Origin of the sequence: Seramator thermalis (assembly GCF_004138125.1) — a bacterium.
GTDB classification, from domain to species: Bacteria; Bacteroidota; Bacteroidia; order Bacteroidales; family Dysgonomonadaceae; genus Seramator; species Seramator thermalis.
In genome coordinates this window covers 195025-213363 of sequence record NZ_RXHS01000002.1, presented here as the reverse complement: position 1 = coordinate 213363, position 18339 = coordinate 195025, and the positions used below count along the sequence as shown (strand labels likewise).

Here is an 18339-nt window from a genome sequence, read left to right as displayed (position 1 = left end):
AGATAGTTACGACTGCAAATTTACAAAATTATGCCCATCGACAAAACTTCGCTTTCATTTCTCTTTCAACACTTTTTCGATATCGGGAAGCATGCGGTCGATATCGCCCGCACCGAGCGTTACCAGCACTTCGATGGGACGGTTGCGCAACACGTCGAGCAATTGGGCCTTGCTGCACATAATTTTACGCTCGTTGTCAATTCGGTCGAAAATGATTTTGGAGGTAACCCCTTCGATCGGCTCTTCGCGCGCCGGATAGATGTCGAGGAGAATCACCTCGTCGAGTTTTGAAAGGCTTCGGGCAAATTCGGGCGCAAAATCGCGGGTGCGCGAGTAGAGATGTGGTTGAAAAACACCCGTTATTTTTTTGTCGGGATATAAAGTTTTAATGGATTCGATCGATGCGGAAAGTTCATCGGGATGATGGGCATAATCGTCGATTAAAACCACTTTATCGGTTTTGAGTCGAATATCGAAGCGTCGTTTGGTCCCGGCAAACGATGTCATGGCACTGCGTGCCTCTTCGGGCGTAACGCCCGCAAGCGTGGCAGCAGCTAAAGCGGCAACGGCGTTCTCGATATTGATTTTTACGGGCACACCCAGGCAAATGTCGGGAATGACTAAATCGGGAGCTACAAAATCGAACTTGATAGCTCCGTCGCGAATGCGAACATTTTTGGCATGATAGTCGCCTTCGGACTCGGAATAAGTGAAAATGCGGACCGAATTGTGACAGCGAGGAATAATATTGAGGCCTTTTTTCATAATCAGAAACCCTTCGGGACGGATAAGCGAAGTAAAGTGCTCGAAGCTGTCGCGATAGGCCTCAGGCGTGCCGTAAATATCGAGATGGTCGGGATCGACCGATGTAACGACCGCAATCCAAGGATGCAGCCAATGAAACGAACGATCGTATTCGTCGGCTTCTGCCACGGTAATGTCGCTTCGCTTGGACAAAATCAGGTTATTGTCATAATTTTTGAGAATGCCGCCCAAAAAGCCGTTGCAATCGACATGCGACTGATGAAGCGTGTGGGCAATCATGCTCGAAACGGTGGTTTTGCCATGAGTGCCGGCTACGCAGACGGAACGACTGTTTTTTGTGATTTCGCCAAGCACTTGTGCACGCTTCATAATGATAAACCCTTGTTGGCGAAACCAGGTCAGTTCGGAATGCGATGAAGGAACTGCCGGAGTATAGACAATCAACGTGTCGCTCTTGTCCAGAAATTCGAATGGAATGGTTTCGATATTATCTTCGTAGTGAACAAACGCACCTTCGCGCCGCAAGACTTCGGTAAGATCGGTACGGGTACGGTCGTAACCCCCTACCCGACGGCCTTGCGACAAAAAATATCGGGCAAGATTGCTCATCCCTATTCCCCCTATGCCCACAAAGTATATATTTTCGAAATCCATGATGTTTGCCAATTTATTTTTTTCGGTTGATATCCGATTTTCACTTCAACATACTATCTTCCGGAGCCTTCCTGCTTATCAGTATTTTTTCGATTTCGTCCACGATGCGTTTGGCCGAGTCGCGCTGAGCAAGACGTCCGATATTTAGGCTCATTGCCTTTAGCCGATCATCGTCGTGCACAAGGCTGAGGGCCGTAGCAAAAAGTTTGGCCGGAGCTTCGGCATCCGAAATCATTATAGCAGCATCCTTACGGACAAGAGCAAGGGCATTTTTGGTCTGATGATCTTCAGCCACATTGGGCGAAGGCACCAGTATGACAGGTTTTTGCAACAAACACAATTCGGAAATGGAGCCCGCACCTGCACGCGAAATCACCAAATCGGCCACCGAATAGGCATAATCCATGCGCGAAACGAAATCGTAGAGGCGTACGTTGGCCGGCAAACGACCCTCGCGCTCCAATCGCGACATATCTTCGTAGTAATACTTGCCGCACTGCCAAATCACCTGCACGTCGGAACGCGCGATATCGGGCAATGCTGCCACCAAACTGGCGTTGAGTGTTCGTGCGCCCAAGCTTCCACCCACCATCAGAATGGTTTTACAGGAAGGATCGAGGTGAAAAAATTCGTATCCCAGACGTCGGTTTTCCTCCGAAATCACCAGATCCTGACGACAGGGATTGCCGGTGAGCACGATTTTTTCTTTCGGGAAAAAGCGTTCCATCCCTTCGTAGGCCACACAGATGGTCGTAGCCTTTTCGGCCAGCATTTTGTTGGTAACTCCCGCATAAGAATTCTGTTCCTGCAACAGCGTAGGGATGCCTTTCGAAGAAGCGGCCTTGAGGATGGGCCCGCTGGCGTAACCGCCAACGCCTACGGCGATGTCGGGACGGAAATCGGCAATGATTTTGTTAGCCGCCCTCACACTTTTCAATAATTTGAAGAGAACGGAAATATTTTTCAGCAGATTTTTCCGGTTGAATCCCGCGACCGGCAATCCGATAATGCGGTAACCGGCAGCCGGCACACGCTCCATCTCCATGCGCCCCTCGGCGCCCACAAACAAAATTTCGGAATCGGGCCATCGTTCCCTGACGGCATTGGCAATGGATATGGCGGGAAAAATGTGCCCTCCCGTTCCGCCACCGCTCACGATGATGCGAAGAGGCCGCGAAGGCCGAAGTTGAGAATCGGGCGTGTTCATACTTGTTGACTGTATTGTTTTGAAACCTCGTACAAAGTTAAGAAAAAGACGGCACGATATATGTTTGCCGTCTTTTGAAATTATGCGACAAAATCGAACTTATTTTGCTTCATTCTGTGCCGCTGCATCGTCCTTTTCGGAAGCATCGTTTTTGGCGCGACGCTGCAAGGCTTTGTTTCGATAATCACTGATAAGGGTATCGAGCTGTCCGATGAGTTTGGCATACTTGTCCCCGCCTTCCACAAGAGCAAGTGCATTCACTGCTTCGCAAAAAGCGCGAAACGCATCGAGCGCCTCGTCGCGCATGGCTTTTGATAATCCGACGACATATTGTGATTGTTCGTCGCGTCGCGATTGTTGCAATTGTTCGAAGATGGCATTGTTTTGACGAATGTGATCGATAAGTGCATCCAAGCCTAACAGCGACACGTATGTCTTGATTTCATCCTTGTCAAGTTCCTGCAACAAGTTTGTGATGACGGCGGTCTCGCTGTCCTGACGCAAACGAACAATTTCAGAAGCTTTGCCGTAAGGCTTGAAAACTTGCAAAACGGCAGCAGCAGCGGCAGTCCGCTGTGCATCGAATTGATAATCGGCATACTCACTTGCCAGCGCATAAAGTTTACGAATGCCGTAATCGCGTGCTTCGTCGGCGGCAATCAATCCCTCGGGGGCAGCACTACGCTCCTGAACAAGAGCCTTGTCGAAAGCGTCGTACTTGGTTTTCAGCTTTTCTAATGCCGTTTTGTATAATTCGGAAGAAGATTGGTTTGCAGCCTCGGCAAAAACGAGAGCATCGGCCAACAATTGGTAAGCTTCCCAACGTGTCAGCATCCTTAAGTTTGAAATTTTTATTCCCATAATTGTAATTTGGTGATATTCAGTAAATATATTTATATTATTTGAAATACAAGTTCTTTTCGTAAAGAATGATCATCGCTTCTCCAAATCGGTTATTAAGGTGAACCAAATGCATTTCGGATCAGTAAAGCATTCGATCAACCCTGTTCAGGTGCTTTGCACGTCTGCAAAGTACTTGTTTAACCTTGTTTGGGTGCTTTGCAAGTCTGCAAAGTACTTGTTCAACCCTGTTCGGGTGCTTTGCATGTCTGCAAAGTACTTGTTTAACCCTGTTCGGGGGCTTTGCGCGTCTGCAAAGCCACCTAAGAGTTTCGAATGTTCGTATTCCTCAGCGTTTCCATCACGAAGTCAGCATATATCTTACCAATAACGTAATTCGATATTGTCAGAAGAGCCAACCTACTTTCACGGCGAGAGCCGAATTTGTTTCGTCGCTATCAGTTCCATAGGCTTCCACCGTTTTCTTCAACCGGTATTGCTGCATATCGTATGACAGTCCAAGCGAAAGCATATGTCTTTTATTCAATGAATAAAGAATTCCTATCGAAGGAGACAAATATAACCCTCCCGATGCTTCCATTTGCCATTCGGCTTTAGGATTCTCCATCGTATAATTTAATTTGTCGGAAACAATACCATATCCAATTTTTAAACCCACATAAGATTTAATTTTCGGATATATAAAAAATGAATATAATCCGTGAATGAATATCGGAGCCGAAATAAAATCCACATCCATCGTTCCTCCCACTATAGTAGGATTATATCGGTAATCATATAAGCCAATGCCAACCCCTGTAAATAAATTTTCCGATACATGGTATCCCGGCATACCCAAAATATTCAGACCATGATAATTAAAATTAGCATTTCCTCCTTTCGGCAAACTAAATGCGTATCCAACCTCGACGTGCATACCAAAATTATTTTCTGCTTGCGAAAAGATCTTCATACTTACCGATAAGACGGCTAAAATAAGCGCTATTTTTTTCATAAAATAAATTGTTTAACAGATAAATCTATTCGTTTCATGAAACTAATGCAAAGCTCAGACAGATTAGTAAAGCTATCAATAAATCACGGATTTATATTACACATGAATAATCTCGAACTCCACATTGTCTTCGAGGCCGACAGGTTCGCGAACGACGTCATCGGGCTTTGTTTCCGAGGGAGTATCGTGATCGGAATCATCGGTATGGTCAGCAGCCTCATCATCGGTAGATTTCTTTTTCGACTTGCCCATTCCGAAACGGTCGGCACTCAATATCAATCCGAAATAGGCACAGGTGATGAGCGTAGATGTGCCACCTCGGCTGATGAGCGGGAGAGGCTGACCCGTGACGGGAATGAGATTGACAGCGACGGCCATGTTGACAAATGCTTGGACAGACAAAATGAGTGCCGATCCCAACACCAAATATTTGGGAAAGAGTTTTTGTGTTTTGCGCGCTATCATTCCCGCCCTGATGAGCAACACCACATAGAGCAGCAACACAAACACGCCGCCCAGAAGACCCAACTCTTCGATGATGATGGCATAAATGAAATCGGAATAAGCCTGTGGCAGGAAATCGCGCTCGGTACTATTGCCGGGAAATTTCCCGAATAGTCCGCCGTTGGAAATGGCTATTTTGGCATGTGCCACCTGATAATTGTCGTCGGTGATGGTGAAATACGATTCTTCGGTCTGCTGTTTGTGAGAGCCAAAATTGTCGATGCGGCTTTTCCATGTTTCGGCACGGCTCAGTGGCCCTTTTTCCGTCCAGCTTGCGGGCATTATTTTCAGCATCAGCACCAACAGAACGGCAAACAGTGCTATTCCGAGCATCAACTTGGCCAAGCGAATGAGCTCGACATGTCCGATGAACATCAACAAAAAACATACCCCGAACAGCAACACGGCAGTCGAGAGATTGTCGAGCGCGATGATGCCGCAAACCACCACCATCAGCCCAACCATCCATTTGAAAAGCGTGGAATCGTTTTCGCCGTTTTGTTTACTCAGCAGGAAAGCAATCGTACCGATAAGCGATATTTTGGCAATTTCGGAAGGTTGAATGGTGAATCCGAAAATGGAAATCCACCGTTCGGCACCATTGACGGTGGTGCCAATCACCGGCGTGAGGATGAGCAGAATGACGGAAATGATGAGTATGAAAATGAGCGACGAAAAATATCGGTAGGGAATGTTGTGAATGAGGAGAATAATGCCCACACCGCCGATTAAAAACATGATATGGCGCAAAATCGGCCCCCACTGGTTGTGCTGACGATAAACGATGGTGCTGGTGGCACTAAACACCTCGATGACAGATATCACACACAAAATGATGAATATAGCCCACACCACCTTATCGCCCTTAAACACTTTTGAAAAGAACGAAACCCTTGATCCGGGTTCGGACGACGCAAGTTCGGCACTCATGATGTCGGAATCGTCGTCATCGCTATATATTTCAGTTTTATTCGACATATCTTGTATTCTGATTAAATTGTTTTACCTGCATTATCTTATAAGTGATGAATAGATCGCAATCGGGACAATAAAATTCCGAATCGTGCGGAGAACTCATCGCCCCTTGTAGCCAGCCTTACAATCTGCGCACATACTCCTTGAACTGGTCGCCGCGATCTTCGTAGTTTTTGAACAAATCAAAACTTGCGCAGCAAGGCGAGAGCAACACCGTGTCGCCTTTTTGGGCAAGCCGATAGGCCTTGCTCACGGCTTCCTCCATCGATTTGGCCTCCTCGATGACGGGCACTTTGCCGTCGAAAAAGGCATGCAGTTTCGAATTGTCCACTCCCAAAAAAATCAGGGCGCGCGCCTTTTCCTTCACCAGGCCTTCTATTTCGGAATAGTCGTTGCCCTTGTCCGTTCCGCCCAGGATGAGCACCACTTTGGTGCGCATACTCTGCAAGGCATACCAGCACGAATTGACGTTGGTGGCTTTGGAGTCGTTGATATATTGCACGCCGCGCACGGTAGCAACCTTTTCGAGTCGATGCGGTACTCCCTTGAAATCGCTGAGCGATTCGCGCAACTTTGCGTCGTCGATATCCAACAGTTTGGCAACGATGCCCGATGCCAGCGAATTGTAGAGGTTGTGCGTTCCCTCGAGTGCAAGCAACTCTTGATCCATCGTAAACATATGATCTCCGGTATGAATATAAATTTTGTGATTATCGGTATAGGCGCAGGCGCGATCGTCCTTATGTTCGCGAAATCCATAAAGCGTAGCTTCAGGTTTCAGTTTTTCGATTTCGCGGGTAACAATCGGATCGTCCATCCAGTAAACGAATGCATCGTCGATGGCCTGATTGCGAATGATGCGCATTTTGGCATCCACATATTTCTGCATATCGTGATCGTACCTGTCAAGATGATCGGGCGTGATATTCATGAGCACGGCGATGTCGGCTTTGAAATCGTACATATTATCGAGCTGAAAGCTACTCAATTCGAGCACGTAATAGTCGAAATGCTGCTCAGCCACCTGACGGGCAAAACTAGCCCCGATGTTTCCGCCCAGTCCCACATTGAGACCGGCCGACTTCAAGATATGATAAATCAGACTCGTGGTGGTAGTTTTTCCATTGCTTCCGGTAATGCAAATCATCTTGGCATCGGTATAGCGTCCGGCAAATTCTATTTCGCTCACCACATGAATGCCGCGAGCTATCACTTTTTGCATGATAGGTGCGCTGTTGGGTATTCCGGGACTTTTCACTATTTCCTCTGCCTCCAAGATAATTTCTTCGGAATGTTTTCCTTCCTCGAAATCGATATGATAATCGATCAGTGTCTGCCGGTGCTCGTCGTCAAGCTTTCCGCTATCCGACAAAAACACGTCGAATCCTTTGGCTTTTCCCAAAATGGCTGCCCCCACGCCACTTTCGCCACCACCCAGAATAACTAATTGATAATGCATAATTGAAAATTCTTATTTAAAGAAGTCAGAATTTAGAAATTAGAAGTTAGAAGAAATTGCTTCTCCATTAGTTGAATCATTTACTATTTTAGAACAATAAGCGTTCAATAGTCGATTAACTTCTTCAATCTGATTTTCGTATTGTAAGTAATCGAGTTTCGAAATAAGCCCCAAATCGTATGAAAGAATAATATAATTCAATGTCTCAGCCAATGAACCTTGGGATATATTGAAGAAACGGAGTTTGTCTTTCTTCCCAATCTTTCGATATCCTTCTGCAATATTAGCCGTTATCGATAAAGATGACCTTCTTATTTGGGAAATTAACGAAAACCTCTCGTCATCCGGAAAACTTTTGGTCATTCTATAGATATCCAATACAAGTTCATGACCTTTTTGCCAAACAATCAACGATTGAAAAGATGAAATTGACATTATAATACTCCTTTCTTATTTCTTATTTCTTATTTCTTATTTCTTATTTCTTATTTCTTATTTCTTATTTCTTATTTCTTATTTCTTATTTCTTATTTCTTATTTCTTATTTCTTATTTCTTATTTCTTATTTCTTATTTCTTACTTCTCTTTTACCGCATTTTCAGCGTAGCGAGTGCCAGCACGGCCAAAATCATTCCCACGAGCCAGAATCGAGTAACGATTTTAGGTTCGGTAAGTGCCTTGAACGGCTTTTGAATGAGGGCATCGATGCTGCCGTCGCCCGGCTTTTGGAAGTGATGATGCAAAGGCGTCATCTTGAAAACGCGTTTCCCTTCACCATATTTCTTTTTTGTATATCGGAAATAGGTAACCTGCACGATAACCGACAGCGCCTCGACAAAGAACACGCCGCACAATATGGGCAACAGCAACTCTTTATGAATGAGCACGGCAAAAACGCCGATCAATCCGCCCAGCGTCAGACTGCCGGTGTCGCCCATGAAAACCTGCGCCGGATAGGCATTGTACCAAAGAAATCCAACCGTCGCTCCGACAAAAGCAGCTGCAAAAACCAATAACTCATCGCTTCCGGGAATATACATTATATTAAGGTAAGAGGCGAAATCGACACGTCCCGAAACGTAAGCCAACAATCCGAGTGCCACGCCGATGCTGGCCGAAGAGCCCGAAGCCAACCCGTCGAGCCCATCGGTGAGATTGGCACTGTTGGAAACAGCCGTAACAATCAGAACCACGACGGCTATGAACAGAATCCAAGCCGCTTCATCGGCATATTCGCCCATGAAAGATACGAGCGACCGATAATCGAAATTGTTATTTTTCACAAAGGGAATCGTCGTTTTGGTCGATTTTATCTCTCCACCTCTAAATTCGGCCTGCTCTACAAAATCTGTGCCCTTGATTTCGGTGTTCTCCCTCATCACCGCGTTCGGACTCATATATAATGTAATGCCAATGATCAGTCCCAATCCAATTTGTGCCAAAATTTTATATTTTCCCTTCAATCCCTTTTTATCCTTTTTGAATATTTTGATGTAATCGTCGGTAAATCCCAGAGCTCCAAGCCAAATCGTGCTGACAATCATCAAAATAACGTAGATGTTTTCGAGTTTACCAAACAAAAGAATCGATGTCAGAATGGAAAGAATGATGATGATACCGCCCATCGTAGGTGTTCCACGCTTGCTGTACTGTCCTTCCAAATCGAGATCGCGAATGGTTTCGCCAATTTGTTTTGCTTGCAATTTGCGGATAATCCACTTGCCCACTACAATCGAAAAGAGCAATGAAAACAGTGCTGCCATTGCCGTGCGAAACATGATGTAGTGAAACATCCCCGCACCCGGAAAATCGAATTTGTCCAAATAATTAAAAAGATAATACAACATAACGCGATGATTTGATTTTTTAATCCAATGTACTTATCCTGTCAATGAATATTCCAACTTACGGTTTAAATATTTTTTCCACTTCTTCTCTGTCGTCGAAATGATGCTTCACACCCTTCACCTCCTGATAGTCCTCATGTCCCTTGCCTGCAATGAGCACAACATCACCTTTTTTTGCCAGCGCGCAAGCCGTTTTTATCGCTTCTCGCCGATCGACAATAGTCAGTGTATCGGCTTTTTCCTCTTCAGAAAGTCCGGCAAGCATATCGTTAAGGATATCTTCGGGTTCCTCGAATCGGGGATTATCGGAAGTAAATATCACCTTATCGCTCAATTTCACAGCCTCACGTGCCATGATGGGGCGTTTGGTTTTATCGCGATTGCCTCCACAGCCCACCACCGTAATGACCGATCCTTTTCGATCGAGCACTTCATGGATGGCATTGAGCACATTGGTGATGGCATCCGGCGTGTGCGCATAATCCACAATAGCCGTAAATCCTTTTGGTGAATGAAGGGTTTGAAAACGACCGGCCACCGGTTTGAGCACAGAGAGCGTCTTAAGCACATCCTCTTCGCCCAAACCCAGCAAACGACTTGCGCCATACACGGCCAGCAGGTTATAAACATTGAAAACGCCAACGAACTGCACCGTGAGATGTTTGCCGTCGATTTCGATATCAGTGCCCTCGAAATGTTTTTCGAAAATACGCGCCTTGAAATCGGCCATATTTTTCACCGAATAGGTGTATATCTTTGCTTTGGTATTCTGTACCATCACCTGACCATTTTTGTCGTCGATGTTAGTCAGAGCAAAAGCTTCGGACGGAAGACTGTCAAAAAACGATTTCTTCACATTCCGATATTCGAGCATGTTTTTGTGATAGTCGAGATGATCCTGAGTGAGGTTGGTGAATATGCCGCCTGCGAAATGCAATCCGTGCACCCGCTTCTGATGAATGGCATGTGAACTTACTTCCATAAAAGCATGCGTGCAACCAGCGTCTACCATTTTTCGCAAGAAAGAATTGAGTGTAATGGGGTCGAGCGTGGTGTGCGTGGTGGGATATTTTTCGTCGTTCACATAGTTGCACACCGTAGATAATAAACCCGCACGAAAGCCGAGGTGACGAAACATCCCATAAAGCAGTGAGGCAACGGTTGTTTTGCCATTCGTTCCGGTAACGCCCACCAATTGAAGCCGTTCGGACGGATTGCCATACCATTCGGAAGCAATGAGCGCAAGAGCAATTGCACTGTTTTCGACCTGAACATACGTAACACGTGAAAAATATTCTTCGATCACCGGTTTGTCATAAACCACAACGGCCGCTTCCTGCTCGATGGCTTTGCCAATATAGGAATGTCCATCGGTGCAAATTCCTTCGACCGCGATAAACAATGCACCCGGCTGCACCTGACGCGAATCGGATGTAATCGATTTCACTTCCACTTCGGCATCTCCCTTGATAGAGATCACATTGCATTTGGCAATTAAACGGCTAAGATTCATACCTCGATTTTTTTATTGTAAAACAATACTGATAGTTGTCCCTTTATTCACTCGCGTACCCGGTGCAAAAGATTGCGATGTAACTTTTCCGGCTCCTGTCAGATTCACACGCATACCCGATTTCTCCAATAAATATACCGCATCGCGAGCGCCCATTCCCAAAACATTTGGAACGCTTTTTCCACTTATTGAAAGTTCTTTGGGATAATATTGCAGACTATCGAGCCGGATTTGCACCCAATCCGTAGCAGGCGAAAAATTGAATTTATTCAACCCCAATGCCTCAAAAACGGTTTCGCTCTTTTTCCAATTTCCGTTTTTCACAGGCGGCAGCTTTTGCAACGACGAATCGGGTTTACAATCGGCCGGCGTCAATCGGACATTTCGCATGAATGTTTGTTCGGCAATGGCTTTAAATACGGTTCCGGCCTGTCCGCCTCCTGATGGAGGCCCTTTAGGTTTGCGAATTCCGACAAAGCATGTATATTGTGGATCTTCTGCGGGAAAATATCCGCAAAACGACACATAATAATTTTCGTATCCGCCGTTGGAAGCAATGAGAGCCGTTCCCGTCTTACCCGCTATGGTAAAGTAATCGGATTTCACAACCTTTGCCGTTCCTTCGGTAATTACGTCTTCAAGCATTTTCTTGACTTGAGATAGCGTGGTGTCTTTGCATATTTTCGGATTCACGACATTTGCCTCTATGTTTTTAATCACTTTCCCGTCTTTTATAAAACTTTTTGCGATGAAAGGCTGAATCATTTTCCCATTGTTGGCAATAGCATTATAAAACATCAATATATAAATAGGAGGTATTTGCGTTTCGTAGCCAAACGACATCCAGGGCAAAGTGGTTTTCGACCAGTAATTTTTTTTATCGTCGGGATACCGGATCACAGATGTCCCCTCGATTCCATTAAGAGGCACGTCCCACTTCAGCTGTTTGCGCAAACCGATACGGTCGATGGCTTCCACAAATTTTCGAGGATTATGTTCATAAGCCTTAAGCGCAATTTTGCTCATCACCACATTCGACGAAACAGCAAGTCCTTCGGCAACGGTAAGGTATCCTCTGTCCTTGCCCTGACGCCAATAATGATCTCTCACCCACTTCCCATTGTATTGAAACAACCCGTTGCCAACATAAAAAGAATCTGTCGGGGTGATGAGTCCGTCGTCGAGTGCCGCCATCACGGTTACAGTCTTGAATGTCGATCCGGGTTCGTTCATATACGAAAAAGCATTGGGATTGCCTTCGTAATAAGTTCCGGGTGCAACCCGATCGAGATTTGCAATTCCTTTTATTTCACCCGTTTTTGTTTCCATAATGATGGCTGTTCCCGATTCTGCATCCGTTTCGATCAGTTTTGCCCGAAGGGCTTTTTCGGTAATATCCTGAATAGAGGCATCGAGCGTCGTTACCACATCGCAACCGGCTTCAGCAGGAATTTCGACTACGTCAATCCATTTACCCTGAATTTTCTGACGATTTTTCACACCGGGAACTCCCCGCAACAACGAATCGTATTTAAGCTCCAATCCACTTGCCCCACCTTTTTCCAAATCTTTATAAACACTACCTACCGTACGTGTTGCCAAATTTCCGAAAGGTTTTTGACGGGCATTTTTTTCTTCAGCGATAAGTCCGCTCTTATTTGAACGAAAATTAAAAAAAGGAAAAGTACGAATTTCCTTAAGATCGACATACGAAATATCTTCTTTGATGATACGAATATAGCGCGAACGAAGGGTAACTTTCTTGTCGATTCCACGCGACCGATAATCTTCGATCTGCCGTTCTTCCTTCTCACGTTGTTTCCATCCGCTGAGGATCAGATTTCGATATTGATTTGCCGAACGACTGGGAAATTTTTTTGCCAATGCTTTCGAGAGAGGTCCTACATATTTTTCGAGTGTATCTTTTTGCATGCCGTCGGCCCAAAAGTCCATATAAATACTGTAAAGCGGTTCACTCGTAGCCAAAAGTTTACCGTCACAGGTATAAATATTGCCTCGTGTGGGCAGAATCACGCGATCTTTGATTACCGTTTCCTTTTCGCCAACTTCACGCCATTTTTTGCCTTCGTCAGAAAAAATTACTTTTCCGGCCGAAAACACGATCATAACGGAAAAAAGAATTAAAAAAGTGACGATTAGTCCATAGCGGGACATAACACCTTTGTTTTCCAATTTCTTATTTGGCTGTTCCATCCTCAGACAAGTTTTTATTTTTTCTGTTTATCGGCTTTTATCACATAAAAAGGTTGATCTGAAACCTTTAGATCAAGACCCTCCCTGGCAATACGCTGTTCGATTTCGGACTGACGACTCGCCTTGGTGAGTTCGGCCGAAATGGAAAGGGCTTCGTATTTTGCATCTTTCAACTGACGTTCGAGTGACTCCACTTCAGCCATTTTCCTCAGAACGGAATAACGATAACTGATGAAGATAAACATGATGAACAACAGCGTGATGATGAAACGCAAATTTCTCACAAAAACACCTTCGGTCAGCACGCTTCCTCCAAAAACGTGGACAAACGACTTTCGGATACGATCAAGCTTCATAAACAAAAAAGTTTATTCGATTATTTTTTCTGCAATTCTCAATTTTGCACTTCTCGACCGAGGGTTACTTTGTTGTTCACTTTCGCGCGGAACAATAACCTTTCGATTGACAAGAGCAAAAGGAGTAAACGCATTTCCAAAAAAATCCTTTTCAATTTTTCCCTCGACATTGCCCGATCGGAAAAAATTTTTCACCATTCGGTCTTCGAGTGAATGATAGGAGATAACACTCATTCGCCCTCCTTTTCGGAGTATTTGCAACGATTGACGCAACATCTCTCGGAGAGCTTCCATTTCATCATTGACCTCGATACGCAAAGCCTGAAATGCTTGCGCGAGAATTTTCTTTTCTCTATCCCTGAAAGTGAATGGTTCCAGAATCTTTACGAAATCCTCTATGGTAGATACCGGATGAATATCTCGGGAACGAACGATTGCTGCAGCTATTTTGCCCGCATTATTCAATTCGCCGTATCGCGAAAAAATCGACGAAAGCTGATTCTCGGGATACTCGTTGAGAATTTTTGCTGCATTCTTTGTCGAAGATCGATTCATCCGCATATCGAGATCGCCCTCGAATCTGAAAGAAAAACCGCGACCGGGACTATCAAAATGGTGAGATGAAACGCCCAAATCGGCCAAAATCCCGTCCACACAATTCTCTCCATAATATCTCATGAAATTCCTGAGATAGCGAAAATTTCCTCTAATAAAAACAAAACGCGGATCATCGATGCGGTTATCGTAAGCAGCCGCATCCTGATCGAATGCATACAATTTGCCATTAGGCCCTAATCGCGAAAGTATTTCACGCGAATGCCCGCCACCACCGAAAGTAACATCTACATATATTCCGTCGGGCTTGATATCGAGTCCGTCGATACTTTCGACAAGCAAAGCCGGTGTATGATATGTGTCTGCCATTTTATGAGTTACAAAAAAATATTTCTACTGCATTAATTCCTGAATTTTTGTCGAAAATTCTTCGGGCGAAACCAAAGGCTTTTCGAGTTTTTCTTTCGCCCATATCTCAAAAGTATCGTCCACCCCTAAAAATCGCACATCTGTATCGATTCCTACCAATTGAAGATAACGTTTCGGAATGAGTATTCTGCCGCTGGCGTCTATTTCTATACGTTCTGCATCGAGCACAAATTGTCTGAAAATCTGCTGTTGATCACTATTCCATTTATTCAATCTGCGGCGCAGTGCCTCTATTTCTTTTTCCCACACCGAACCGGGATACAACACAAGACAGTCCTGAAAAATATCCTTACGAAGCACAAGATAATCTTCTCCTGCGTTTTGCAGGGTTTTCCGAAAACATGCCGGAACAAAGACACGTCCTTTGGCATCTGTTTTGGCTTCCATATTTCCCAAAAACTGCATTCTATAAATTATTTTATCATTGATTTACAACTTTCAACGTCGTAAAAGTACAAAATAATCCACTTTCCCCCACATTTCTACACATTTTTTTCAAAAAAGTTATCAACACCCATTTGATAATTTTCAAAATACTATATATCAAATATTTAAATACCAACCGCCGAGATTATTTTATGAATCAATCTAAAAATAAATTGAGATAATCTCATTCTATTTCTCACAAAATGGTCAAATTATGAAATATCTATCACAGATAAATTTAGACTGAACAAGATGAAAGAAACCGAAACGAATCATTTTGAAAGTCGGGAGAGGTTATCAAATGTTCAAAACTCTTTATATCCATTGAACAATAAATAAAGACAAATATCTATAATAGTATTATTTACACTCATCATTTGAGTGCAAACGATTGCATGTTAAAAAATGACGATTTATCATTTTTTTTTCATATTGATAACTTTGTTCCCCATACATTTGTTACGAAAGTAAAGTTTAATAGAATGATGAAACATTTTAGCCTTCATTGCGATATTAAATTGAGTACTAATTCTAAATACAGAGAAAATGAAATTATTTGATTCAGTAATCTAATAACGCTAGTAACATGGTTTTAAAATTCAAAAAAAGTATGAAGACAGTCTTATTGTCAATGATAGGACTATTGATGGCTGTTTCGGCAATTGCCCAAACCGGCCAAACAAACGTGAAAGGTACGGTAAGAGATGTGAACGGCGAACCGATCATCGGAGCCACAATTCTTTTACAGGGAACTACCGTGGGAACGGCTACGGACATGGATGGCAATTTCTCACTTCAAGCCCCCGGCAATGGTGTACTTGAAGTGAGCTACATTGGCTACAAGTCGGAGGTTGTCCCCATCGAAAATCGCACAAACATCCAAATCGTTCTACACGAAGATACAGAAGTATTGGATGAAGTGGTAGTGATTGGGTATGCAACCGGAAGTCAACGCACCATTTCGGGAGCTGTGCAAAAAGTGAGTCAAAAAGACATGAATGCGGGTGTGGTTGTCAATCCATTAGATGCCTTGAAAGGCAAAGTTGCCGGTGTCAACATACAGAAGACCGGAGGAGACCCAACTGCAGGAAGCTCTATTCGTGTACGCGGTACAACTTCTCTTTCAGGGGGTAATGATCCTCTGGTTGTAATCGATGGTATGTTTGGCGATTTAGGACTTCTCAATGCCTTATCTCCAGGGGATATTGAAAGTTTCACTATCTTAAAAGATGCCTCCGAAACAGCCCAATATGGTTCAAGGGGTGCCAGTGGAGTAATTGTAGTAACAACTCAAAAAGGAAAAGCCGGCACGAAAATTCTCAATTATGAGGGAACTTTCGGAATAGAAGACTCTTATAAAACAATCGACATGCTGAGTGCTGAAGGCTACAGGCAGGCGGTTATAGATGGCGGTTATGTGAATGCTCTCGACGGAGGAGCAAGTACTAATTTTATGAAAGAAATGCTCCAAACAGGCTACACCCAGAATCATCGAATTTCTTTTGGCGGTGGTACGGCAGAGACTAACTTCAGAGCATCTCTCGGAATTATCGATCAAAAAGGGATTATCAAAAACAACGGGATGCAAAACTATACCGTTAAAATAGACGGTAGTCAATTATTATTCGACAACAAATTAAAGTTGGATATCGGTGTATTTGGTTCTAAAAAGGAAAGTAGATACGTAAACGACTATCAAAAGACTTTCTATTCTGCAGCCTCATTCAATCCTACTCTTCCTGCAATGCAAAACGAGGATGGAAGTTGGCCCGAAGATCCTAATGCCAATGAAGTGGACAATCCCTTAGGCCGTCTGACAATTGACGACCGCGAAGATAACGCATATCTTGCAACCAACGGTCGTTTGACATGGAATATAAATGAAAATTTAAATTTCAGTGCATTTGGTTCATACACATATAATGCAAAAGAAAATTTGAATTATATTCCTACCAATATTAAGGCTGGCATTCGTGAAGGACGAGGAAAAGCTTATCGTGGACAGAACAAAAGCAATATCCTTATGGGAAATTTGAGCCTGAACTACAAAAAGATTGTTGAGCGACATCGCATAGATGCATTAGCACTTGTTGAAGGTCAGAAATATGATTACACAGGATTTTCAGCAAATGCTCGAGGATTCGACACCAATTATTTTCTTTACAACAATTTGGCAGCAGGGGCAATTGTGAAGTATGGAGATGTTTCGTCTTATAAAAACGGATATAATTTAAGTTCATTTTTGGGACGTGTTAATTATATGTATGCAGATCGTTACATAGCAACCGTTAATATTCGTTTTGACGGATCATCCAAATTAGGAGAAAATAATAAATGGGGATTTTTCCCATCGGCTTCGCTTGCATGGGTTATGAGTGAAGAAGATTTCATGAAAGATATCGATGCTATCGATGAATTCAAATTAAGAGCCGGATATGGTAGAACCGGTAATCAGGATGCTATTAGTGCATATAATTCTCTCTTGCTGATGGGCCCTTCAGGTATAACTTCAGTTAACGGAGTTCCAACTGTAACTTATAGCTACAACAGAAATGCAAATCCGGATTTGAAATGGGAAACGAAAAATATGTTCGATGTCGGAGTTGACATGGCTTTTATGAATCGCCGATTAACAGCCAACATAGACTACTACTATTCGAGAACCGAAGATTTGTTGTATGACTATGATGTTCCTGTTCCCCCATTCGTTCATCCTAAGCTTTTAGCCAATCTGGGAGAAATGGAAAACAGCGGTTTAGAATTTACTGTTGGTTATTCACCCATAAGAAGCAAAGATATGGATCTTACCATCTCTGGCAACGTAGCTTATCAAAAGAATAAGTTATTGTCACTCAGTGGAACATATATGGGTCAGGAATTAAATGCTGCAGAATATATGAAGCTCGCCCGTATCAATGGTGCGGGATTTCAGGGAGGCAATACTTATGTTACTTATCAAGTTGTAGGACAACCGTTGGGAGTGTTTTACTTACCTAAATCAAATGGGTTGATTAACGACGGATTGGGAAGTTACACCTATAATCTACTCAATTTGGATGATGATCCAAATATTAATTTGAACGATGGCGGAGATCGCTATTTTGCAGGTCAGGCTATGCCGAAAGTATTGATGGGCGCTAATATCAATTTTAGATACAAATCCTTTGACATTCAAACTCAATTAAATGGTGCTTTTGGACACAAAATATATAATGGAACCTCTCTCTCTTATATGAATATGAATACTTTTCCAACATATAATGTATTACCGGATGCTCCCGAAAAGAAAATTTTTGACAGCACAGTTACCGATTACTGGTTGGAAAAAGGAGATTATGTTCATATTGCTTATGTTACTATGGGATATAATTTTGATGTCGAAAAAATAAAAAACTGGGTTAACAGTATTCGCCTTACTGCTTCTGTGAACAATTTATATACGTTCACAAACTATTCCGGCCTTTCGCCGATGATTAACAGCACTACTGTCAACGGCTCACTTGGACTTGACGATAAACAATTCTATCCGCTGACACGTACGTACTCTTTAGGATTAAGTATTAATTTCTAAATCTCACCA

The 18339-nt window shown here is 43.5% G+C and carries 14 protein-coding genes; 1 reads left to right on the top strand and 13 read right to left on the bottom strand.

Annotated elements, in window-relative coordinates; genetic code table 11:
- Nucleotides 1–54: 54 nt before the first annotated feature.
- The 13 genes from murC to EJN84_RS02985 all read right to left on the bottom strand — a co-directional run bounded on the left by murC (nt 55) and on the right by EJN84_RS02985 (nt 14738).
- The gene (gene murC / locus EJN84_RS03045; protein ID WP_129594052.1) at nt 55–1419 is read right to left on the bottom strand and encodes a UDP-N-acetylmuramate--L-alanine ligase; all 1365 of its coding nucleotides are present in this window, start codon (nt 1417–1419) and stop codon (nt 55–57) included.
- Nucleotides 1420–1459: 40 nt separating this feature from the next.
- Nucleotides 1460–2626, bottom strand: a complete 1167-nt coding sequence (gene murG, locus EJN84_RS03040; protein WP_129594051.1) for an undecaprenyldiphospho-muramoylpentapeptide beta-N-acetylglucosaminyltransferase — start codon at nt 2624–2626, stop codon at nt 1460–1462.
- Between the two features lie 99 nt (nt 2627–2725).
- The gene (locus EJN84_RS03035) at nt 2726–3487 is read right to left on the bottom strand and encodes a DUF6261 family protein (protein ID WP_129594050.1); all 762 of its coding nucleotides are present in this window, start codon (nt 3485–3487) and stop codon (nt 2726–2728) included.
- A 385-nt stretch (nt 3488–3872) separates the two neighbouring features.
- On the bottom strand, nt 3873–4481 hold the full coding sequence (locus EJN84_RS03030) for an outer membrane beta-barrel protein (RefSeq protein ID WP_129594049.1): 609 nt from the start codon (nt 4479–4481) through the stop codon (nt 3873–3875).
- A gap of 96 nt (nt 4482–4577) precedes the next feature.
- Nucleotides 4578–5963, bottom strand: a complete 1386-nt coding sequence (locus tag EJN84_RS03025) for an FtsW/RodA/SpoVE family cell cycle protein (protein ID WP_238943909.1) — start codon at nt 5961–5963, stop codon at nt 4578–4580.
- A gap of 118 nt (nt 5964–6081) precedes the next feature.
- Entirely contained in the window at nt 6082–7419 is a 1338-nt protein-coding gene (gene murD / locus EJN84_RS03020; RefSeq protein WP_129594048.1) for a UDP-N-acetylmuramoyl-L-alanine--D-glutamate ligase, read from the bottom strand.
- A gap of 39 nt (nt 7420–7458) precedes the next feature.
- Nucleotides 7459–7854, bottom strand: coding sequence for a four helix bundle protein (locus EJN84_RS03015; RefSeq protein WP_129594047.1), 396 nt, complete (start codon nt 7852–7854; stop codon nt 7459–7461).
- Between the two features lie 152 nt (nt 7855–8006).
- The gene (gene mraY, locus EJN84_RS03010; protein ID WP_101487072.1) at nt 8007–9266 is read right to left on the bottom strand and encodes a phospho-N-acetylmuramoyl-pentapeptide-transferase; all 1260 of its coding nucleotides are present in this window, start codon (nt 9264–9266) and stop codon (nt 8007–8009) included.
- A gap of 58 nt (nt 9267–9324) precedes the next feature.
- Nucleotides 9325–10779 (bottom strand): UDP-N-acetylmuramoyl-L-alanyl-D-glutamate--2,6-diaminopimelate ligase, encoded by a 1455-nt coding sequence (locus EJN84_RS03005; RefSeq protein WP_129594046.1) that lies wholly within the window; start codon nt 10777–10779, stop codon nt 9325–9327.
- 12 nt (nt 10780–10791) lie between these two features.
- Nucleotides 10792–12993, bottom strand: coding sequence for a penicillin-binding protein (locus EJN84_RS03000; protein WP_129594045.1), 2202 nt, complete (start codon nt 12991–12993; stop codon nt 10792–10794).
- 14 nt (nt 12994–13007) lie between these two features.
- Entirely contained in the window at nt 13008–13349 is a 342-nt protein-coding gene (locus tag EJN84_RS02995; RefSeq protein ID WP_129594044.1) for an FtsL-like putative cell division protein, read from the bottom strand.
- Nucleotides 13350–13361: 12 nt separating this feature from the next.
- Nucleotides 13362–14273, bottom strand: a complete 912-nt coding sequence (gene rsmH, locus EJN84_RS02990) for a 16S rRNA (cytosine(1402)-N(4))-methyltransferase RsmH (RefSeq protein WP_129594043.1) — start codon at nt 14271–14273, stop codon at nt 13362–13364.
- A 24-nt stretch (nt 14274–14297) separates the two neighbouring features.
- Complete coding sequence (locus tag EJN84_RS02985) at nt 14298–14738, bottom strand: division/cell wall cluster transcriptional repressor MraZ (RefSeq protein ID WP_129594042.1); 441 nt, start codon at nt 14736–14738, stop codon at nt 14298–14300.
- Nucleotides 14739–15369: 631 nt separating this feature from the next.
- Between EJN84_RS02985 and EJN84_RS02980 the strand changes: the two genes are divergently transcribed.
- A complete protein-coding gene (locus EJN84_RS02980; protein ID WP_238943908.1) occupies nt 15370–18330 on the top strand; it encodes a SusC/RagA family TonB-linked outer membrane protein in 2961 nt (986 codons plus the stop codon).
- The last annotated feature ends 9 nt before the right edge of the window (nt 18331–18339 follow it).